20 protein-coding genes and 1 pseudogene are annotated in these 19,584 nt (G+C 62.3%); 9 read left to right on the forward strand and 12 right to left on the reverse strand.

Going from position 1 to position 19,584, the window contains the following annotated elements; genetic code table 11:
- Window positions 1–5: 5 nt before the first annotated feature.
- The 3 genes from mdh to C1M53_RS11970 all read right to left on the reverse strand — a co-directional run bounded on the left by mdh (window position 6) and on the right by C1M53_RS11970 (window position 3,077).
- Window positions 6–974, reverse strand: a complete 969-nt coding sequence (mdh, locus tag C1M53_RS11960; RefSeq protein ID WP_129412446.1) for a malate dehydrogenase — start codon at window positions 972–974, stop codon at window positions 6–8.
- A 327-nt stretch (window positions 975–1,301) separates the two neighbouring features.
- On the reverse strand, window positions 1,302–2,486 hold the full coding sequence (gene zapE, locus C1M53_RS11965; RefSeq protein WP_129412447.1) for a cell division protein ZapE: 1,185 nt from the start codon (window positions 2,484–2,486) through the stop codon (window positions 1,302–1,304).
- 48 nt (window positions 2,487–2,534) lie between these two features.
- Window positions 2,535–3,077 (reverse strand): AprI/Inh family metalloprotease inhibitor, encoded by a 543-nt coding sequence (locus tag C1M53_RS11970; protein WP_129412448.1) that lies wholly within the window; start codon window positions 3,075–3,077, stop codon window positions 2,535–2,537.
- Between the two features lie 253 nt (window positions 3,078–3,330).
- Between C1M53_RS11970 and C1M53_RS11975 the strand changes: the two genes are divergently transcribed.
- From C1M53_RS11975 to C1M53_RS12000, 6 genes are all read left to right on the forward strand, one after another.
- On the forward strand, window positions 3,331–3,492 hold the full coding sequence (locus C1M53_RS11975) for a DUF1328 family protein (RefSeq protein WP_129412449.1): 162 nt from the start codon (window positions 3,331–3,333) through the stop codon (window positions 3,490–3,492).
- Between the two features lie 84 nt (window positions 3,493–3,576).
- Window positions 3,577–4,458, forward strand: coding sequence for a diaminopimelate epimerase (dapF, locus tag C1M53_RS11980; protein ID WP_129412450.1), 882 nt, complete (start codon window positions 3,577–3,579; stop codon window positions 4,456–4,458).
- A complete protein-coding gene (gene mtaB, locus C1M53_RS11985) occupies window positions 4,458–5,759 on the forward strand; it encodes a tRNA (N(6)-L-threonylcarbamoyladenosine(37)-C(2))-methylthiotransferase MtaB (RefSeq protein ID WP_129412451.1) in 1,302 nt (433 codons plus the stop codon). The genes dapF and mtaB overlap by 1 nt, the downstream gene beginning before the upstream one ends.
- 14 nt (window positions 5,760–5,773) lie before the next feature.
- On the forward strand, window positions 5,774–7,621 hold the full coding sequence (gene ftsY, locus C1M53_RS11990) for a signal recognition particle-docking protein FtsY (protein ID WP_207213099.1): 1,848 nt from the start codon (window positions 5,774–5,776) through the stop codon (window positions 7,619–7,621).
- Between the two features lie 3 nt (window positions 7,622–7,624).
- Entirely contained in the window at window positions 7,625–8,272 is a 648-nt protein-coding gene (locus C1M53_RS11995) for a septation protein A (RefSeq protein ID WP_129416139.1), read from the forward strand.
- 159 nt (window positions 8,273–8,431) lie between these two features.
- Window positions 8,432–8,596, forward strand: a complete 165-nt coding sequence (locus C1M53_RS12000) for a DUF1127 domain-containing protein (protein WP_129412452.1) — start codon at window positions 8,432–8,434, stop codon at window positions 8,594–8,596.
- Between the two features lie 96 nt (window positions 8,597–8,692).
- Here C1M53_RS12000 and C1M53_RS12005 read toward each other — a convergent pair whose 3' ends face one another.
- The 5 genes from C1M53_RS12005 to ccmA form a co-directional block, all read right to left on the reverse strand.
- A complete protein-coding gene (locus C1M53_RS12005) occupies window positions 8,693–9,583 on the reverse strand; it encodes a bile acid:sodium symporter family protein (RefSeq protein ID WP_129412453.1) in 891 nt (296 codons plus the stop codon).
- A 192-nt stretch (window positions 9,584–9,775) separates the two neighbouring features.
- A complete protein-coding gene (locus tag C1M53_RS12010) occupies window positions 9,776–10,354 on the reverse strand; it encodes a DsbE family thiol:disulfide interchange protein (RefSeq protein WP_129412454.1) in 579 nt (192 codons plus the stop codon).
- A gap of 14 nt (window positions 10,355–10,368) precedes the next feature.
- Window positions 10,369–10,536: a heme exporter protein CcmD gene (gene ccmD, locus C1M53_RS12015; protein WP_129412455.1), complete on the reverse strand. Its 168-nt coding sequence runs from the start codon at window positions 10,534–10,536 to the stop codon at window positions 10,369–10,371.
- 119 nt (window positions 10,537–10,655) lie between these two features.
- Entirely contained in the window at window positions 10,656–11,321 is a 666-nt protein-coding gene (gene ccmB / locus C1M53_RS12020) for a heme exporter protein CcmB (RefSeq protein WP_129412456.1), read from the reverse strand.
- The gene (gene ccmA / locus C1M53_RS12025) at window positions 11,321–11,929 is read right to left on the reverse strand and encodes a heme ABC exporter ATP-binding protein CcmA (protein WP_129416140.1); all 609 of its coding nucleotides are present in this window, start codon (window positions 11,927–11,929) and stop codon (window positions 11,321–11,323) included. Before ccmA ends, ccmB begins: the two co-directional genes overlap by 1 nt.
- Window positions 11,930–12,218: 289 nt before the next feature.
- Here ccmA and acnA point away from each other — a divergent pair, with 289 nt between their 5' ends.
- Window positions 12,219–14,909 (forward strand): aconitate hydratase AcnA, encoded by a 2,691-nt coding sequence (gene acnA, locus C1M53_RS12030; protein WP_129412457.1) that lies wholly within the window; start codon window positions 12,219–12,221, stop codon window positions 14,907–14,909.
- 178 nt (window positions 14,910–15,087) lie between these two features.
- A complete protein-coding gene (locus C1M53_RS12035) occupies window positions 15,088–15,855 on the forward strand; it encodes a thioredoxin family protein (RefSeq protein ID WP_129412458.1) in 768 nt (255 codons plus the stop codon).
- 49 nt (window positions 15,856–15,904) lie between these two features.
- Here the strand turns inward: C1M53_RS12035 and C1M53_RS12040 are convergent, their stop codons facing one another.
- Window positions 15,905–16,771: a PhzF family phenazine biosynthesis protein gene (locus C1M53_RS12040; RefSeq protein WP_207213100.1), complete on the reverse strand. Its 867-nt coding sequence runs from the start codon at window positions 16,769–16,771 to the stop codon at window positions 15,905–15,907.
- A 105-nt stretch (window positions 16,772–16,876) separates the two neighbouring features.
- Entirely contained in the window at window positions 16,877–17,242 is a 366-nt protein-coding gene (locus C1M53_RS12045) for a helix-turn-helix transcriptional regulator (protein WP_245488529.1), read from the reverse strand.
- A gap of 458 nt (window positions 17,243–17,700) precedes the next feature.
- Between C1M53_RS12045 and C1M53_RS12050 the strand changes: the two genes are divergently transcribed.
- Window positions 17,701–18,087 (forward strand): DUF2794 domain-containing protein, encoded by a 387-nt coding sequence (locus C1M53_RS12050; RefSeq protein ID WP_129412459.1) that lies wholly within the window; start codon window positions 17,701–17,703, stop codon window positions 18,085–18,087.
- A gap of 30 nt (window positions 18,088–18,117) precedes the next feature.
- Here C1M53_RS12050 and C1M53_RS12055 read toward each other — a convergent pair.
- Window positions 18,118–18,686, reverse strand: a pseudogene (locus C1M53_RS12055) (N-acetyltransferase family protein).
- 107 nt (window positions 18,687–18,793) lie between these two features.
- Entirely contained in the window at window positions 18,794–19,573 is a 780-nt protein-coding gene (locus C1M53_RS12060) for a Bax inhibitor-1/YccA family protein (RefSeq protein WP_129412460.1), read from the reverse strand.
- Window positions 19,574–19,584 lie beyond the last annotated feature (11 nt).

Below are 19,584 nucleotides of genomic sequence, written 5' to 3' on the forward strand. Positions count from 1 at the left end.
CTCGTTTACTTTTGGCCGAGTTGCGGTGCGATCGCCACGCAGGCTTCGCACAGGCCCTTCACGGCCTCGACAGACTTCTCGAACATCTTTTCCTCGGTCTTGTTGAAGTCGATCTCGATGATGCGCTCGACGCCACCGGCGCCGATCACCACCGGCACGCCGACATAGGTGTCCTTGAGGCCGTACTGGCCGTTGAGGTGGGCGGCGCAAGGCAGCACGCGCTTCTTGTCCTTCAGGTAGCTCTCGGCCATGGCGACGGCCGAGGCGGCCGGAGCGTAGTAGGCCGAGCCGGTCTTGAGCAGGCCGACGATCTCGCCGCCGCCCTTGCGGGTGCGCTCGACGATGGCGTCAAGCTTCTCCTGGCTGGTCCAGCCCATCTTGACGAGGTCCGGCAACGGGATGCCGGCGACGGTGGAGTAGCGGGTCATCGGCACCATGTCGTCGCCGTGGCCGCCGAGCGTCATGGCGCTGACGTCCTCGACCGAAACCTTGAATTCCTCGGCCAGGAAGTAACGGAAGCGCGCCGAGTCCAGTACGCCGGCCATGCCGACCACGTGGCTCTTCGGCAAGCCGGAGAACTTCTGCAGCGCCCAGACCATGGCGTCGAGCGGGTTGGTGATGCAGATGACGAAAGCGTTCGGGGCGTATTTCTTGATGCCGGCGCCGACCTGTTCCATGACCTTGAGGTTGATGCCCAGCAGGTCGTCGCGGCTCATGCCGGGCTTGCGCGGCACGCCGGCGGTGACGATGCAGACGTCAGCGCCTTCGATGCCGGCATAGTCGTTGACGCCGACATAGCGGGCATCGAAGCCGTCCACCGGCGAGGATTCTGCGATATCCAGTCCCTTGCCCTGAGGAATGCCTTCCGCGATGTCGAACAGGACGACGTCGCCGAGTTCCTTCAGGCCGATCATGTGAGCGAGCGTGCCGCCAATCATGCCGGAGCCGATGAGCGCTATCTTGTTGCGTGCCATGTGAGGATCTATTCCCTTGTCTAAAGACGGCGCCATTGCGGCGTCGGAGGAGAGGCCGGTAGGAACGGGAAACCCGCGAGATTTCGCCGCACCCAATAGTCCCGTTGTGGAAAAAATTCAAACGATTATTTTGAGGCTAAATATTTCAATCGGTTAGATTACTTTGGATTTACGTAAACGTCAAAATTTTGAGCCGCTTGTCGAACAGACTCCGGCGAGATGACCATAGAGATCAGAAGATTGTTGCCGGGTGATGACGCATCGCTCAGCCGTCAGGTCGGGGAGGTGCGCAGCAAGCCTGTCTAGACCGGGGGCGGTGGTGCACGTTCAACCGGCCAGGGCCGGCTTCGCCTGTTTCTCGGACCAGCCTTCCAGCCAGTCCTTGCTCTGCATCTCGATGAGGCGGGATACGGTGCGGTCGAATTCAAACGCTTCGGTGGTACCGGCGCGACCGGCATAAAGCCTGTCGGCCGTTGCTTCGGCGCTTACGACGACACGCTTCCGGGTGTCATAGAGCGTGTCCACCAGCAGGATGAAGCGCTTGGCGGGATTGCGGCGCGTCTGGTCAAGCACCGGCACATGATCGATGAAGATCGTGTCGAAACGCTCGGCGATCGCCAGGTAGTCGCGTGCGCCGAGCGGTGCGTCGCATAGTTCCGCGAAGGAAAAGCGCGCATTGGTGCCGACGGCGCGCGGAACCGTCACATGCCGTCCCTTGAGCGGGATCTCGACCACCGTCGAGGCATGGCCGTGGGTCACGGCGTGCCAGGCTTCGTCCATCCTGTGGTCGGTCTCGTCCCCGAGCGGGGTCATGTACACCGGCAGCCGGTTGAGCTTCTCCAGCCGGTAGTCGGTGTCGGAGTCCAGCGTCACCACGTCTGCATGGCGTTCCAGGATCGCGATGAAAGGCAGGAAGAGCTGCCGGTTGAGGCCGTCACGATAGAGATCTTGCGGTGCCACATTGGAGGTGGCCACCAGCACGACACCACTGGCGAACAGCGCCGAAAACAGCCGTGACAGGATCATCGCGTCGGCGATGTCGGTGACGGTGAACTCGTCGAAGCACAAAACCCATGATTCCTCGGCCAGCGCCTTGGCGACCGGCGGGATAGGGTCGTCCTCCTTGACGGTGCCTTCCTTGCGGGCCTGCCTGTGCTTCTGGATGCGATCCTGCACGTCGGCCATGAAGTCGTTGAAATGGACGCGTCGCTTGCGCCTGACGGGCACGAGTTCGAAGAAGATGTCCATCAGCATTGTCTTGCCGCGGCCGACGCCGCCATAGACGTAAAGGCCTTTGACGACGGCGGGGGTTCGAGGCCGCCTGGCGAACAGCCAGCCCAGCGCGCTGGACTTATGCGCCAGGCGCTTGTCGGCGATCTCGTCGATGAGGCGGTCGAGCCGCCTTACGATACGCTCCTGCGCGGCGTCGCGCGTAACCGCGCCGGTCTCGACGAGATGGTCGTAGCGCTGCCTGACGGTCGCGTGGGTCTGGAGGCCGTCACGCACATGCATGATGTATGGTCACCGGATGGGGATAGGAGATACCTATCCCGACTGGTCTTATCTGGAAAGCGAGATCGGCTGGCCGTTCGAGGTCTGGCCGTCGAACTTCGTCGGGCTCGAGGAATAGAGCCTGGCCAGGGTGCCGCCGTCCTGATCGTAGAGGGTCAGCTGCTTGCCGGCGACGTTCCACGACTTGACGTTGTCGATCGGCGGTGGGCAGCGCAGCGGGCCTGCGCGGTAGCCCTGGCCGAATTTGGTCTGCGGGGTTGCGACCTTACAGCCCTGGCCGGCGACGGAAGCGCTCCACACACCGGCGATCGCCGAAGCGGTGAGGTCCGGTGCGTTGGCTGGCGGGGTAGCGCCACCGCCAGCCGGCAGCGAAGCAACCTGGGTGCCGCCTGGTGCCGTCGGGAATTTGGAGGCGTCGGTCGGAGCCGGAGCGGCTGGCGGCGGCAACTGGCTCGAAGATACGGTGCCGGAAGGCTGTGGCTCGAGCGGAGCGGGCTGCGAATCCTCCGAGCCAAAGCGCGTGCTGGTACAGCCGCTGGCAACGAGTGCGGCAAGCGATACGGCAACAAGACCGGATCTCGAAAGGATCATGGCAACCTCCGCGGCCCGAAACGGGCGCCGTCCAAAGAAAATGCGCCTTCCACCAAAAGGACGAAGGCGGCAGAATTTCAACCCGATATGGTTAAAATAGGGTTTGCGCTGGCGTCTGTTGCATTTTTATCGCAACCGGAAGCGGTGCTGCTACTGCAGTTCGGCCATCGTGATCGACCTCCCATCTTTTCGGAACCCGGACTTCGAAACGACGTTTGAGCGTCGTCAGCCTATCGAATGCGAGGGTATTTAAATGCTCAAATGGATTCTCATCCTGCTCATTGTCGCCGCTGCGGCAAGCCTGCTCGGCATGCCGGCACTGGCCGGCGCTGCAGCGACCGGCGCGCGTATTCTCATCGCCATAGTTCTGGTGCTCTTCCTGTTGCTCCTCCTCGGCGTCTTCGCCATCACCTGATTTGCCCGGCTTCTCGGCCGGACTGGTAATTTCCGGCCGTTTCCGCCATATAGCGCCAAACAGACGTGGAATTTCGGGACCATTATGGCTGGCGCGGCTCCCTTCGCCAAAATGAATGGCATCGGCAACGAGATCATCGTTGCCGATATGCGTGGTCGTGCCGACAAGGTCACCGCGGCGGCGGCGATCGCGCTCAATGCCGATCCCGCGACGCGCTTCGACCAGATCATGGCGATCTACGACGCGAAGACGCCCGGAACCGCCTATTTCGTCGAGATCCTGAATTCAGACGGGTCGTCGGCACAGGCCTGCGGCAACGGCATGCGCTGCGTAGTGCAGGCACTGGCCGCCGAAACCGGCCAGACGATGTTCACCTTCGAGACCGTCGCCGGTATCCTCAACGCCAAGCAGCACGCCGATGGGTTGATTTCGGTGGACATGGGCAAGCCGAGTTTCGGCTGGCAGGAGATTCCGCTGGCCGAGGAATTTCGCGATACCCGCATGATCGAATTGCAGATCGGGCCGATCGATGCGCCGGTACTGCATTCGCCGTCCGCCGTCTCCATGGGCAACCCGCATGCGATCTTCTGGGTCGACAACGACGTCTGGAGCTATGAGCTCGAACGTTTTGGCCCGATGCTGGAAAACCATCCGATGTTCCCGGAGCGGGCCAATATCAGCATTGCCCAGGTGACCTCGCCCGACAGCATGGTCATCCGCACCTGGGAACGCGGCGCTGGTCTTACCAAGGCCTGCGGCTCCGCCGCCTGCGCCGCTGCGGTGGCCGGCGCGCGTACCAAGCGCACGGGTCGCAGCGTCAACCTCACCGCGCCGGGCGGCCAGCTGCATGTCGAATGGCGTGGCGACGACAATGTGGTCCTGACCGGGCCGGCCGCATGGGAGTTTTCCGGTACCTTCGACCCGGCCAACGGCGCCTGGACACGCGATACCGAGAGCGCCGCCTGATGTCTCAAGCGCCTGCCAAGGGAATCGAGGTCGTCACCTTCGGTTGCCGGCTCAACACCTATGAGTCCGAAGTGATGCGCCGGGAGGCAGAGAGCGCCGGCCTCGGCGCTCTGAAGGGCGGCGCCATCATCTTCAACACCTGCGCTGTAACCGGCGAAGCGGTGCGCCAGGCCAAGCAGTCGATCCGCAAGGCGCGACGCGAGAACCCGGAAGCCCGCATCATCGTCACCGGCTGCGCCGCCCAGACCAAGCCGCAGGATTTCTCGGCCATGGGCGAGGTCGACCTCGTGCTGGGCAATGAGGAAAAGCTCAAGGCGCATAATTATCGCGCGCTACCCGACTTCGGGGTCAATGATTTCGAAAAGGCCCGCGTCAACGACATCATGTCGGTGAAGGAGACGGCATCGCACATGGTCGATGCCATCGAGGGCCGGGCGCGTGCCTTCGTGCAGGTGCAGAATGGCTGTGACCACCGCTGCACCTTCTGCATCATTCCTTATGGTCGCGGTAATTCGCGCTCGGTGCCGATGGGTGCCGTGGTCGAGCAGATCAAGCGGCTGGCGGGCAATGGTTATGCCGAGATCGTGCTTTCCGGTGTCGACATGACCAGTTATGGCGCCGATCTGCCGGGTGCGCCGCGGCTGGGCAGGCTGGTGAAGACCATCCTGCGCCAGGTGCCGGAGGTGAAGCGGCTGCGCCTGTCGTCGATCGATTCGATCGAGGCCGATGACGATCTGCTCGAAGCGATCGCCACCGAGAACCGGCTGATGCCGCATCTGCATCTGTCGCTGCAGTCGGGCGACGACATGATCCTCAAGCGCATGAAGCGGCGGCATCTGCGCGACCAGTCCATCCGATTCTGCGAGGATGTGCGGAAGCTGCGGCCCGGTATCGTCTTCGGCGCCGACATCATCGCCGGCTTCCCGACCGAAACGGACGCCATGTTCGACAACTCGGTCGCAATCGTAGAGGAATGTGGCCTCACCCATCTCCATGTGTTTCCGTTCAGCCCGCGTGAAGGCACGCCGGCTGCGCGCATGCCGCAGGTGCGGCGTGATGTGGTCAAGAGCCGCGCAGCCCGTTTGCGTGCGGCAGGCGATGCAGCCTACGCCAGGCACCTCGCATCCCTTGGCGGTACGACGCAGTCGATCCTCATCGAACGCGAGGGTCTTGGCCGCACCGAGGGCTTCACGCTGGTGGCAATTGCGGCCGGTCAGCCCGGCGAAATCATCGAGGCGGTGGTGACCGGCCATGACGGCGCCCGGCTCGAAGCCGCGCCGCTGGCCGCGCGCGCAGCCTGAAACGAGCGGAACGCATGGCATTTGGGTTCATCAAGAAAGTCTTTTCCTTCGGCAAGAAGGAAGTGGTGGAGGAAAAGGTCGACGAGACCGCCCCGCTGCCGCCGCTCAATTTCGATGCGCTGGAAGCACTCAAACCTGCCGCCGAGCAGGTCGTTCCCGATTTCCTGAAGCGCGAAGAGCAGGCCGACGTCGCCCCGATCCCGGAGCCGGTCGCGCAAGAGCCCGAAAAAGTCGAGCCGGAGGCGTCTGTCGAAGCGCCGGTTGAACAACCGATAGAGGCTATCGCCGAACTGCAAGCGCCCGTCGAGCTGGAAGAGCCGGCCGTTCGGATCGAAGAACCTGCGGTTGTCGAAACCGCTCCAGAGCCGGTCGAAAACGCAACACCGGTGGAAGCTACGCCGGAGCCCGAGCCCGAACCGGAAGTTCGCGAGCCGGTGTCGGAACAGCCTGACGAGGTTGGGGCCGAGCCAATCGAAGTCGAGCAGGCGGAGGTCGCAGAGCCTGAGCCGGTTGTTGCCGAATCGATAGAGCCTGAGCCCGTCGCCGAGGTCGGGGCAAAGCCGGAAACGGATGCAGCCGAGCCGGTCTCCGCTGCGCCGGAAGGCGAGCCAGAGGTTGCGTCAGCTGAGCTGCAGCAGCCCGAGACACAATCAGCACAGGAAGAGCCGACAGCAGAGGAAGAGTCGGCGCAGGCGATCGAACCCGAGATCGTCGTCGAGGCAGTGCCCGAGTCGCAACCCCAAGCCGCGGCCGAAACGGTTGAGGCCGAGCCGACAGCCGAGGCACCGGCGCCAACGCCCGTGGAAGCGCCCAAGACTGAAGCGGTCGAACCGCCAGCGCCTGTTGCTGAACCGGTCGCTGCCCGCTCAACTGCCGGCAAGGTTACCGTCAGCAAGAAGGTCGAGCAGAAGGCCGAGGCTGAGAAGGCTCCGGAACCGGTGGCCAAGCGCTCGTGGTTCCAGCGCATGCGCGAGGGGCTGGCCCGCTCGTCGCGCGAACTGAGCGGGAACATTGCAGGCGTCTTCACCAAGCGCAAGCTCGACGAAGAGACACTGCAGGACCTGGAAGACGTGCTGATCCGCGCCGATCTCGGCGTCGAGACGGCATTGCGCGTCACCGATTCCCTGGCTTCCAGCCGCTACGGCAAGGACGTTTCCGACACGGAAGTGCGCGCGGTTATGGCCGCCGAGGTGGAGAAGGTGCTGGGCCCGGTGGCGAAGCCGCTGGAGCTCGACCTGTCGCACAAGCCGCATGTCATTCTCGTCGTTGGCGTGAACGGCACCGGCAAGACCACAACCATCGGCAAGCTTGCCGCAAAGCTCACTGACGGCGGGCTTTCGGTTATGCTCGCCGCCGGCGATACGTTCCGTGCTGCCGCCATCGAACAGCTCAAGATCTGGGGTGAACGCACTAGGTCGCCGGTCATCGCCACCAAGCTCGGCGCCGACGCCGCCGGCCTCGCCTATGATGCCTTTGAAAAGGCCAAGGAGGCCGGCTCCGACGTTCTGATCATCGATACCGCCGGCCGCCTGCAGAACAAGGCCGAGCTGATGGCGGAACTGGAAAAGATCGTGCGCGTTCTGGGCAAGCTCGATCCCGAAGCGCCGCACACGGTGCTGCAGACGGTGGATGCTACCACAGGCCAGAATGCGCTCAACCAGGTCGAGATCTTCCGCAACATCGCGGGGGTCAACGGGCTGGTGATGACCAAGCTGGACGGCACGGCGCGCGGCGGTATTCTGGTCGCCATCGCCGCCAAACATAAGCTGCCGGTGTATTTTATCGGTGTCGGCGAACAGGTCGACGACCTCGAACCCTTTTCCGCCAGCGATTTCGCCAAGGCGATTGCCGGCGTTGGATAGATGATGAACGAACCCATTCTTGAACAAGAACCCTCCGATCCACGCAAGAAGGCGTTGAATCCCGGCCTGAAGTTCCTGCTGGAGCTCGGTCCTGGCCTCGTCTTCTTCTTCGTGACCCTGCGCGGCGAGTGGCTGGCGCAGAAGTTCCCGGTGCTTGCGGAACTTGGCGAACCGATCCTGATCGCCACGGCCTTTTTCATGGCGGCGACGGCGCTATCACTGAGCGTCTCCTGGCTTTTGACACGCAGCCTGCCGATCATGCCGCTGGTATCCGCGGTGGTGGTTTTTGTGTTCGGCGCGCTGGCGATCTGGCTGCAGGACAAGACCTTTGCCTTCATGAAACCGACCATCATCAACTCGCTGTTCGGCGCGGTTCTGCTGGGTGGGTTGCTGTTCGGCAAATCGCTGCTCGCCTATGTGTTCGACACGGCTTTCAAGCTCGATGCCGAGGGCTGGCGCAAGCTCACCTTCCGTTGGGGGCTGTTCTTCTTCTTCCTGGCCGTGGTCAACGAAGTGGTGTGGCGCAACTTTTCCGAGAACACCTGGCTGTACTTCAAGGTGTGGGGCATCATGCCGATCACGCTGGTGTTCACCTTCAGCCAGATGCCGTTGATCATGCGGCATTCGGTTGAGGAAAAAGCCGAAAAGTAGCCCTTCAATCGATTAATTCGGCATTAACCGGCCATGCACGGGGTGCATTGCTGCATTGCAGCATCTTGTTTTGCAATGCACACGAACTATGTCATGGTGGAATTGAAAAGGGAGGACTAACCGCCGCGCCAATGCGGCCTCAAGCGAAGGAATTTCGCCATGATCCTCGACCTCGTGTCCCGTGCTCGTGACAGCATGAACAAGCGCAAGCGCTACAACCAGCTCGTCAACGAGATCCAGAGCCTGACCGACCGCGACCTCGCCGACTTCAACGGCAACCGCGCCGAGATGCTCTACAACGTCCGCAAGCAGATCTACGGCTAAGCCCGGTTTGTTACAGGTCCGGTCGAGAAAGCTCGACCGACCAGCAGCGGAATGTTTGGAACCCGAAAGCCGGCCGGCTTTCGGGTTCTTTGCTTTTCAGGACAGGTGTCGTGCTGTAGCCGGGTTGGCCTGCGCCCGCTTCAGCCAATAGCCGAAGATCGCCGCGGTGATGAAGGCAATCACCCCGTAGATCGCTGCCGGCACTGCCATCGTTGCATTGTTGAGCAGAAGCGGGCTCAGCGCGATGGCGATCGCCAGCGTGCCATTGTGAATGCCGATTTCCATGCCTATGGCGGTCGCCTGCCGTTTGTCGATGCCCGCGGCACGCGGGACACAGTAGCCGACAGCCAGGCTGACGAGATTGAAGGCGAGCGCAGCAAGGCCGACCACCGGGCCCCAGGTCATGGCGGTTTCCCATTCCTGGACCAGTGCGACCACGACCACCGCGAACAGGAACAGCATCGACAGGATCTTCACGGGCTGCGCCATGCGCGCGGCGAAGGCCGGGAAGCGGCTGCGCAGCCACATGCCGATCAGCACCGGCCCAAGCACGATGACGAACACCTGCACGACCTTCGCGAACTGCAGTGGAATCGCCTGGTCGCCTGTCATGAAATGCGCGAGCGACCAGTTGACGATCAGCGGCAGCGTGGCGATCGACAGGGCCGAGTTGATCGCGGTCAGCGTGATGTTGAGCGCCACGTCGCCACCGGCGAGATGGCTGTAGAGATTGGCCGACGTGCCGCCGGGGCTGGCCGCCAGCAACATCATGCCGACAGCCAGTGCCGGCTCGAGTTCGAACAGATAGATGAGCGCAAGGCAGGCGAGCGGCAGGATCAGCGTCTGGCAGATCAGTGCCACGATCACGGCCTTCGGTTTCTGGAGAACGTCGCGGAAATCCTGGAGCGTCAACGACAGGCCGAGGCCCAGCATGATGACGCCGAGCGCAAGCGGCAGAAAGATTGTCAGCGCGGAGCTGTCCTGCATGGAAGTCCTCTCCCTTTTAGGCTGCGCGCGCCGTTGTGGCGCCCTCCCTTGCAGCCATTGCGGGAAAGGTAATCGAAAAGCAACTTGCTTGCCTATCAGCCGCGCGGCCAAGTCGGCTTACCATAGGTCAAGTCGATGGACGGTGCAGGCTCGGGCGTAAAGCATCCTTTGCGTCGAGCAGGGCGTGGCGCTTCAGTCGGCCGCCAATGCCTTTTCGATTTCGGGCAGGAGCAGCGCCTTGGCGGTCTGCGGGGTCAGTGGTCCGACATATTTGAAGGCAACCTTGCCATCCTTGTCGATCAGGAAGGTTTCTGGCACGCCATAGACACCCCAGTTGATCGCGGCGCGCCCGTTTGCGTCGACGCCGATGACGCTGAACGGATTGCCGAGTTCGCCAAAGAAGCGGCGCGCATTCTCCGGCTTGTCCTTGTAGTTCAGCGCCGCCATCACGAAACGCTTGTCCTGGGCAAGCCCCATCAACACCGGGTGCTCTTCGCGACAGGGCACGCACCACGAAGCGAACACGTTGAGCAGGGTGACCTGTCCTTCGAACTCGGAGGAATCCAGGCCCGGCAGGCTGCTTCCTTCCAGGGGTGGCAGGTTGGTCTCCGGCGCGTCCTGGCCGATCAGGGCCGAGGGGATGGCGGAGATGTCCCGTCCCGACAGCAGCTGCGACAGGAACAGGCCAGCAAGGACAAGGAAGATTGCCAGCGGCAGCAGCAGGATCGGCTTGAAACGACGCCGCCCGGGCGCCTCTGTCTGTTCGCTCACTTAGAACACCGCTTTCATGTTCTGCCGGCCTTGTCGGAGCGCCGGCGAACGCCGGCGGCTTCCAGTTCTGCGAGTTCCCGATTGCGGGCCCGCTGGTCGAGCAGGATCCAGCCGATCAGCCCGGCCAGGGCAATGGCCGTGATGCCGTAGGCGGCGGTTACATAAAGGGCGTGTGCACTCATGCGTGGCCTCGCGCGCAATCGACAGGCAGACTGTTTTCCCGGCCTTTTGCGATCATGCCTACCCTTAGTCCTCGCCTTTTCGGGACGCAATCCGGCGCCACGCCGCACCCTAAGTGCGATCAGTCACCGCTATGACGCAGCGCCAGGGCGGCGGCCAGCGGTCCGATGACTGCCAGAAACAACGTCAGCGCGGCAAGAATGAGGAAAGGCGGCAAAAAAGGATCAGGATCGTTGACGGCGCCGTAGCTGGCCGAGACGCCGAAGATCAGCACCGGGATGGTGATGGGCAGAACCAGCACCGAAATCAGCAGGCCGCCGCGCGGCAGTGCCACTGCCACCGCTGCGCCCGCCGCGCCGATGAAGGTGATGGCGGGGGTGCCGACCAGCAGGGTCAGTGCGGTGGCGCCGATGCCGGTCGGGGTCATGTTCATGAACAGGCCGAGCAAGGGCGAGGCGACGACCAGCGGCAACACGCTGACTGTCCAATGGGACAGGCATTTGACGAAGACGGTAAGGGCCAGCATGTGGCGATCCCGGTTGAGCACGAGCAGGTCGAGAGAACCATCTTCGCGCTCAGCCTGGAACAGCCGGTCGAGGCCGAGCAGGGAAGCAAGCAGCGCGCCGATCCAGAGGATCGCTGGGCCGATGCGGGCAAGCAGGTTGAGATCCGGGCCGACACCGAAAGGAATGGTGGCGATCACTGCAAGGAAGAAGATGACGCCGGTCAGCGCTCCGCCGCCAGCGCGGAAACCCAACCTGAGATCCCTGACATAGAGGGCGAGCATCAGGATTGCCCTCCCATCTCCAGCGTTCTTGCCGCTTCCAGACCCAGGGGCAGGTGGGTCGCCGCGATGACGATGCCACCAGCGGCACAGTGGGTGTTGATCAGGCCGGTGAAACGCTGTTCCGATGCCCTATCGAGGCCTGCTGTCGGTTCGTCGAGCAGCCAGGCCGGACGATGCGAGACCAGCAGCTTGGCGATGGCGGCACGGCGGCGCTGTCCGGTCGACAGGTAGCCGAAAGGCAGATGGCCGATGCCATCCAGCCCGACCGCATCGAGCGCCTCGGCGATGTCGAGCTGGCCGTCGCCACAGAAGTGCCGCCAGAAGCCGAGGTTCTCCGTCACGGTCAGCGCTGTCTTCATCGCATTCTGATGGCCGAGATAGTGACAGGCGGAAGCAACGCTCGGGAAAGCCTCGCCAGCTTCGGCGATTCGCACAGTGCCGCCAGCGACTGGCAGGAAGCCGGCGACGACGCGCAGCAGTGTCGACTTGCCGGAGCCGTTGGGGCCAGTGATCACGAGGCTTTCGCCATCTGCGACCGAAAAACCGATATCTTCGAAAACCGGCTCTCCGCCGCGCTCTCCGCTCAGATTTTCGGCAATCAGCCGCATCATTTACCCTTCGCCGAAAGTCTGAACGGCAGTGCATTGCGTCGCAGCAAAAATGCCGATTCCACGTCTAGAACTATTCCAGGATTTTCTCTATATGCACCCTTACCAACCCCAGCGGTCGGGGAAGGCAAAATGAATTTGCGCCGAACCAGCGCACGCGCCGCCTTGAACGGCTCGGGTTGCTTGGGAGCGGACAGCGGAAATGGCCGTACCCGCACCTTTGCGCGTGATGAGCATGCCCATCGGAGTCCGTTCCCTTTCAGGCTGAACAGACAAGGATGGATCGCTCGTGTCCAAATCAATCGATAGTTTCAATTGCCGCCGGACCCTGACCGCAGGTGGCGGAGAATATGTGTATTTCGACCTCACCGAGGCCGAAAAGAACGGCCTGGCCGGGGTGTCGAAGCTCCCCTATTCGATGAAGGTCCTGCTGGAGAACCTGCTTCGCAATGAAGACGGCCGCTCCGTCACCAAGGAAGCGATCCAGGCCGTCGCGGCCTGGCTGGCCGACAAGGGCAGCGCCGGCGTCGAGATCGCCTACCGTCCCGCCCGCGTGCTGATGCAGGACTTCACCGGCGTTCCGGCCGTGGTCGATCTGGCGGCCATGCGCGATGGCATTGCCGCCCTCGGTGGCGATCCTGAGAAGATCAATCCGCTCGTGCCGGTCGACCTGGTCATCGATCACTCGGTCATCGTCGATGAGTTCGGTACCCCGATGGCTTTCCATCGCAATGTCGAGCTGGAATATCAGCGCAACGAAGAGCGCTACAAGTTCCTGAAGTGGGGCCAGCAGGCATTCCGCAATTTCCGCGTCGTGCCGCCCGGCACCGGCATCTGCCATCAGGTCAATCTCGAATATCTCGGCCAGGTGGTCTGGACCAACAATGAGGATGGCGAGACCGTCGCCTATCCGGACACCTGCGTCGGCACCGACTCGCACACCACCATGATCAATGGTCTCGGTGTGCTGGGCTGGGGCGTCGGCGGCATCGAGGCCGAGGCGGCCATGCTCGGCCAGCCGGTCTCCATGCTTCTGCCCGAGGTCATCGGCTTCAAGCTCACCGGCAAGCTGAAGGAAGGCGTGACCGCCACCGATCTCGTGCTCACCGTCACCCAGATGCTGCGCAAGAAGGGCGTCGTCGGCAAGTTCGTCGAATTCTTCGGCCCCGGCCTGTCCAACATGACGCTGGCTGATCGCGCCACCATCGGCAACATGGCGCCCGAATATGGCGCGACCTGTGGTTTCTTCCCGGTTGACGGCGAGACCATCCGGTACCTGACCATGTCCGGCCGCTCTGAAGACCGCATCGCGCTGGTCGAAGCCTATTCCAAGGCGCAGGGCATGTGGCGGCACGATGGTTCAGCCGACCCGGTCTTCACCGACACGCTCGAGCTCGACCTCGGCTCCGTGGTGCCGTCGATGGCCGGCCCGAAGCGTCCGGAAGGCCGCGTCGCGCTGGAAGACATCCCTGCCGGTTTCGCCAAGGCGATGGAGACCGAGTACAAGAAGGCCGCCGAAATGCACAAGCGTTACGCGGTCGAAGGCACCGATCATGACCTCGGCCATGGCGATGTCGTCATTGCCGCCATCACGTCGTGCACCAACACGTCCAATCCTTCGGTGCTGATCGGCGCCGGCCTGCTGGCTCGCAACGCCAATCGCCTCGGCCTCAAGCAGAAGCCCTGGGTGAAGACGTCGCTGGCGCCTGGCTCGCAGGTCGTCGCCGAATATCTGGAAAAGTCCGGCCTGCAGAAGGAACTGGACCAGATCGGCTTCAACCTTGTCGGCTTCGGCTGCACCACCTGCATCGGCAACTCCGGCCCGTTGCCGGGTCCGATCTCCAAGACCATCAACGATAAAGGTTTGATTGCTGCCGCGGTCTTGTCCGGCAACCGCAACTTCGAAGGCCGCGTGTCGCCCGACGTGCAGGCGAACTATCTCGCCTCGCCGCCGCTGGTGGTTGCCCACGCGCTCGCCGGCACCGTCACCAAGGACCTCACCAAGGAGCCGATCGGCGAAGACAGCAATGGCAAGTCGGTCTATCTCAAGGACATCTGGCCGACCTCGGCCGAAATCCAGGAGTTCATCGAGAAGAACGTCACGCGCGAACTGTTCGCCCGCAAATATGCCGACGTCTTCAAGGGCGACGAAAACTGGCAGAAGGTGCAGGCACCAAGCGGCCAGACCTATGCCTGGGACGACAAGTCGACCTATGTGCAGAACCCGCCCTATTTCGCCGGTATGGGCTCCAAGCCCGGCCAAATCAGCGACATCAGGCGCGCGCGGGTGCTGGGTCTGTTCGGCGACAAGATCACCACCGACCACATCTCGCCGGCGGGTTCGATCAAGGCGGCCTCGCCGGCCGGCAAGTACCTCACCGACAATGGTGTCGGCGTTGCCGACTTCAACCAGTACGGCACGCGCCGTGGCAACCACGAAGTGATGATGCGTGGTACCTTCGCCAACATCCGCATCCGCAACCACATGCTGGGCGAGAACGGGCGCGAGGGCGGCTATACGATCCACTATCCGTCCAAGGAGGAGATGTCGATCTACGACGCCGCCATGGAATACCGCAAGGAAGGCGTGCCGCTGGTGATCTTTGCCGGCGTGGAATACGGCAACGGCTCCTCGCGCGACTGGGCGGCCAAGGGCACCAACCTGCTTGGCGTGCGTGCCGTGATCGCCCAGTCCTTCGAGCGTATCCACCGCTCGAACCTGGTCGGCATGGGCGTCATCCCGTTCACCTTCGAAGAGGGCACGTCGTGGGCTTCGCTCAACCTGAAGGGTGACGAACTGGTCGAGATCGACGGACTTGAGACCATCAAGCCGCGTCAGAAGATGGTTGCCAAGGTCACTTTCGCCGACGGCACCATCAAGAACGTCCCGATCCTGTGCCGCATCGATACGCTCGATGAGCTCGACTACTTCAAGAACGGCGGCATCCTGCAGTATGTGCTGCGCGACCTCGCAGCCTGAGCGACAAGCATATCCAACAAAAGGCCGCCGGAACGAAAGTTCCGGCGGCCTTGTTTTATGGAAACAGTTGTTTTGTGAACGAAAGAATTTCACCGCAACGTGACTTCCGGTTGAGCGTCGCTTCTGGCAGTAATTCAGAAAACACGAACATGCCGGCCATGCCGGCGGGACCAGGAATATGTCCTCTCGGAAACCATTGCTGCTGGCCGTTGCCGGGCTGGCGGTGTCGATGCTCGCAACCGCGGCCCAGGCGAAGGAACCGGTGCGGCCTCTCGGGGTCGTCGAGCTGTTCACCAGCCAGGGCAACAAATCGTGCCCGCCTGCCGATCGTTATCTGGCGGAGATCGCCGCCAAGGGCGATGTGATCGCGCTCGCCTATCATGTCGATTACTGGGACTATCTCGGTTGGCAGGATTCGCTCGCGCGCAAGGAGAACACGGAGCGTCAATATGGCTACATGCGCTCCTTCAAAGGTCGCTCCGTCTATACGCCGCAAGCCGTCATCAATGGCCGTGCCGACGTCAATGGCGCCAGCCGCGAGGCCATCAGCGGTGCACTGACACGGTTGAACAAGACCGGTGAAGGCATGCGCGTCGACATCACGGTCACCAACACCGGTGACGGGATTTCGATTGAGGCCGGCAATGCCCCGAGCGACGCCGCCGGCATTCCGGTAAAGGCCCATGTCGTCATCGTCTATTTCAATCCACCGCAGGTGGTGAATGTTGGCAACGGCGAAAACAACGGCCGCAAGATGACCTATTGGAATGCCGTTTCCAATGTCCAGACCGCCGGCATGTGGTACGGCAAGGCACAGCGATATGATCTGCCGGCGAGCGAGATCGCCAAGGCGGCCGGTTCCGCCGTGCTGCTGCAGTCGGTTGGCCGCGACGGTGAACTCGGCCCGATCATCGGCGCATCCTTCATCCGCAGGCCATCCGTCTGATCGTAGCCAGATCGGCTAGGGACTGACTTTTTGGGCAGTGGCAGTCGCGTCACGCGTGTGGCGGCGCGACGATCGCACCGTGACCGACGATTGCCACCTCACCCCCCACCTTCACCGAGTTGATGTTGTCCGGCGTTCCATGCGGTGCGACGATGAGTTCGCTCGGCCGTCCGGCAAAACGTCCCTGATTCAACGTGAAGGCCTCTCCCGATCGGGCGCCGCAATAACGAAGGCAATAGGCGCCAATGGTTCCGGCAGCACTGCCCGTGGCGATGTCCTCGAGGATGCCGTCATTGTTCCAATGGCGTATTTCGCAGGCCGCCCGGTCGAAGAGCACTGCGAATTGAGCGCCCATGGCGGCCAGGAGCCCGCTGATGTCGGCCCTGATCCTGGCTCGCGCCAGCACTTGTGGACGCACGGGCACGATCAGATAGCGCAGCCCGGTGCTGATGATGGCCAGGGGCAGTGTTGGATCGAGATCGGCAAAGTTCAGGCCAAAGGCGGCGGCGATCTCGTCGGACGCCGCCATTTCGCCGAAGACCTGGGCCGGACCTTGATCGAGCATACCGAAATAGCCCGAGCCGGTTCGCTGCGTGACGACTGTGACGCTCCTGTCGGCGAGGTTGAAAGTCCATTGCTGGTCTTCCTTACGCTCCGCTGTTTCGTGCAGGGCAGCCGCGGCGCCGATGATGGGATGGCCGGCGAAGGGCAGTTCCTCGACCAGATCGAAGACGCGCGCCCGATATGTCCCGGCGTCCGCCTCGGCTTCCAGGAAGATGGCTTCGAAATGCCGGAGTTCGCGGGTGATCGCCTGCATCTGGTCGGCGTTCAGGCCGGCACCGTCGAGAAAGACCGGCAGGCTGTTGCCGGCGTAGGCATGGGGCGCGAACACGTCGACATGCAGATAGGACAGCACGGGATGACCTCGTTTGAAACAATTCCAGCAAAAGTGGGTAGTGGTTTGCGTCCGGGCTCGCGCAGATACAAGGAACTGGAGTGTTTCCGCGCTGACGGGAACACCTTAGAGGTTGCCGGCGAGATCGTTCGTGAAGCGAGCGATCTCCTCCTCGTTGCGCCGATAGAAAGTCCAGCCTTTCTTGCGCGTGGCGGTCAGCAGGCCGCTGTCTGTCAAAAGCGTCAGATGGCGTGAGGCCGTTGCCGCGGCGATGCCGAGTTTGTCGCGCAGGAAGTCCGCGCAGACACCATCGAGCACGAGATCGCCATCCTCCTGTGGCGGGAAGTTCGCAACAGGGTCCTTGAGGTAGGCCAGCGCGGCCAGCCGCACCGGGCTTGCAAGTGCCTTCAAAACCGCCAGTCGGTGCTTAACGTACTCTGTTTCGTTATTTCGCATAAATACGAAATAGAGTAGAAAGAGGTTGCAAGTCAAGACGCAACGCTCGCTCGCTCCAGGCGATGGCCGGTGTCAGTTGGCTGATCTGGTCGAAATGGGTGCTAAAATATAAAAACCGACGTCAGTTCTGGCCCGACGCCGGTTGGAAAACATCCAGATTGTCGCCGCGGCTTTCCTGGTTGAAAGCCGAGGTTGGTTCGATCCGACTCAGACCCGTGGGCGGGGGGCTTGGGGTTTACGAGCCAGTGCCGGACCGAACCGTCTCAGGCAACACCCGCAAGTTCGTCGGACATTGGGGCGACAACGCGGATAAAAAACGGCGACAATGTGGCAAGGAATCACCAATTCCAACACATCGTTCGCAAATGTGAGTAGACGTGCGCGCCATTGGTGACGGCTGCTGACGTCACCAACAGATTCGTGTGCGCCCTTGCAATTGCGATGCGAAAGCGCGACCCTGTTGCCAGCAAACGATTCAGCCTGAGGACAAAGGCATGATGGACCGTGGTGGCGGGACGGAGGATGGGGAAGCATCCGCAATACTGATCCCGCTGCACGAGGCACGACGCGAGCGCCTCGATTTGCCGGTCGCCTTCGAGCGACGGGAGCTTGATCTCATTCTTCGCCTGTATGGACGCATGGTTGCAGCCAATGAATGGCGTGACTATGCCATCGACCACCTTGCCGACCGGGCCGTATTCTCCGTCTATCGTCGCGCATCGGAGGTGCCCTTGTTCCAGATCGTCAAGGACCCCAATCTGGCGCGGCGCCAGGGCGCCTTTGCTGTTATTGCTGCAGGCGGCCGCATCCTTAAACGTGGTCATGAACTTGCCCGTGTGCTTGGCATCTTCGACGCCAAGCTCAAGCTGGTAAAGGCTTGAAACCCCGATTTATCAAGCGGTTGACAGAGTTTAGCCTTGCCGGAATTTCCGCTCCGGTAGCGAGGCCGGGTCTGGCGGGAGTGTGGCGCCGCCGTTCAGTTCGAGCTGCATGAACACCGTATCCAGCCAGCGCTCGTGCTTGTAGCCCGAGCCGACCAGGCGTCCGGAGTGACTGAAGCCGAGCCTCTCGTGCAGCTTCACCGAAGCGCTCTCGGGGTGGCCGTCACCGATCACGGCGACAATCTGCCGGAAGCCCAGAGCCCGCGCCGCCTCGATCAGCTGTTCCATCAGGCGTCGTCCGACGCCTCGCCCTTTTGCTTCGGGCGCGACATAGACGGAATCCTCGACGATGAAGCGATAGGCCTGGCGCGGCCGGAACGCACCCGCATAGGCGTAACCGAGAATGGCTCCTTCCGAATTAGTGGCGACCAGATAGGGGAAGCCGCCCGCCCGCAATGATTCGTAACGCACGCCCATCTCTTCCCGGCTGGGAGCGGCAAGTTCGTAAGATGCCGTGCCATTGTCGACGGCATCCGCATAGATTTCGGTTATCCGGTCGAGGTCGGCTGGTTCGCATCGCGGATCGTCAAGTTGCTCATTTCTTATGCACTCGTAATATCTGCCTTCAATAACAGCAAACCCGTGCGCAAAAGAAAAGGGGCGGCCGTTGGGCCGCCCCTTCGATTTCGCTGGTCCAGGCAACGTCTTAGCGACGGTCACCCATGAACTGCAGCAGGAACATGAACATGTTGATGAAGTCGAGATAGAGCTGCAACGCGCCCATGATGGCCTTGCGGCCAGCGACGAGCGTGTCGTCGTTCTCGTAGTACATCTCCTTGATCTTCTGGGTGTCGTAGGCGGTGAGGCCAGCAAACACCAGCACGCCGATCGCCGAGACGGCGAAAGACAGCGCCGACGACTGCAGGAAGATGTTGATCACCGAGGCGATGATCAGACCGAACACGCCCATGATCAGGAACGAGCCCATCGCGGTCAGGTCACGCTTGGTGGTGTAGCCGTAGAGCGACAGCGCGCCGAAGGCGGCGGCCGTGGCAAAGAAGGTCTGCGCGATCGACGCCGTCGTGTAGACGAGGAAGATCGAAGACAGCGACAGGCCGACCAGACCGGCATAGATCCAGAACGTGGTCTGCGCGGCCGAAACGCTCATCGACTGCACGCGGAACGACAGGAAAAACACCGCGGCAAGCGGGGCGAGGATGACGACCCAGCGCAGCGGCGAAGCAAAGATGGCGTAACCGAACGAAGTCAGCATGTCACCGCTCGGCAGCGTTGCGACGGCCGAGGCAGGGTCGCTCGTGGTGGCCAGCATCACGGTGCCAACGGCGGCAAGACCGGTGATCAGCAGGCCAAGGCCCATAAGGTTGTAAACCTTGAGCATATAAGCGCGCAGGCCTTCGTCGATGCCGGCGTCGGCACGGGTTCCAGCCGGCACGCTACGCGTTTGATAGTTGCGGAAGTCAGACATGGATTCCTCTG

The organism is Mesorhizobium sp. Pch-S, from assembly GCF_004136315.1.
GTDB lineage: Bacteria > Pseudomonadota > Alphaproteobacteria > Rhizobiales > Rhizobiaceae > Mesorhizobium.

What these genes read in the sequence shown, in the direction of transcription:
- mdh (WP_129412446.1), bottom strand. Translation starts at nt 974, where the DNA reads ATGGCACGCAACAAGATAGCGCTCATCGGCTCCGGCATGATTGGCGGC.
- zapE (WP_129412447.1), bottom strand. Translation starts at nt 2,486, where the DNA reads ATGCATGTGCGTGACGGCCTCCAGACCCACGCGACCGTCAGGCAGCGC.
- C1M53_RS11970 (WP_129412448.1), bottom strand. Translation starts at nt 3,077, where the DNA reads ATGATCCTTTCGAGATCCGGTCTTGTTGCCGTATCGCTTGCCGCACTC.
- C1M53_RS11975 (WP_129412449.1), top strand. Translation starts at nt 3,331, where the DNA reads ATGCTCAAATGGATTCTCATCCTGCTCATTGTCGCCGCTGCGGCAAGC.
- dapF (WP_129412450.1), top strand. Translation starts at nt 3,577, where the DNA reads ATGGCTGGCGCGGCTCCCTTCGCCAAAATGAATGGCATCGGCAACGAG.
- mtaB (WP_129412451.1), top strand. Translation starts at nt 4,458, where the DNA reads ATGTCTCAAGCGCCTGCCAAGGGAATCGAGGTCGTCACCTTCGGTTGC.
- ftsY (WP_207213099.1), top strand. Translation starts at nt 5,774, where the DNA reads ATGGCATTTGGGTTCATCAAGAAAGTCTTTTCCTTCGGCAAGAAGGAA.
- C1M53_RS11995 (WP_129416139.1), top strand. Translation starts at nt 7,625, where the DNA reads ATGAACGAACCCATTCTTGAACAAGAACCCTCCGATCCACGCAAGAAG.
- C1M53_RS12000 (WP_129412452.1), top strand. Translation starts at nt 8,432, where the DNA reads ATGATCCTCGACCTCGTGTCCCGTGCTCGTGACAGCATGAACAAGCGC.
- C1M53_RS12005 (WP_129412453.1), bottom strand. Translation starts at nt 9,583, where the DNA reads ATGCAGGACAGCTCCGCGCTGACAATCTTTCTGCCGCTTGCGCTCGGC.
- ccmD (WP_129412455.1), bottom strand. Translation starts at nt 10,536, where the DNA reads ATGAGTGCACACGCCCTTTATGTAACCGCCGCCTACGGCATCACGGCC.
- ccmB (WP_129412456.1), bottom strand. Translation starts at nt 11,321, where the DNA reads ATGCTCGCCCTCTATGTCAGGGATCTCAGGTTGGGTTTCCGCGCTGGC.
- ccmA (WP_129416140.1), bottom strand. Translation starts at nt 11,929, where the DNA reads ATGCGGCTGATTGCCGAAAATCTGAGCGGAGAGCGCGGCGGAGAGCCG.
- C1M53_RS12035 (WP_129412458.1), top strand. Translation starts at nt 15,088, where the DNA reads ATGTCCTCTCGGAAACCATTGCTGCTGGCCGTTGCCGGGCTGGCGGTG.
- C1M53_RS12050 (WP_129412459.1), top strand. Translation starts at nt 17,701, where the DNA reads ATGATGGACCGTGGTGGCGGGACGGAGGATGGGGAAGCATCCGCAATA.
- C1M53_RS12060 (WP_129412460.1), bottom strand. Translation starts at nt 19,573, where the DNA reads ATGTCTGACTTCCGCAACTATCAAACGCGTAGCGTGCCGGCTGGAACC.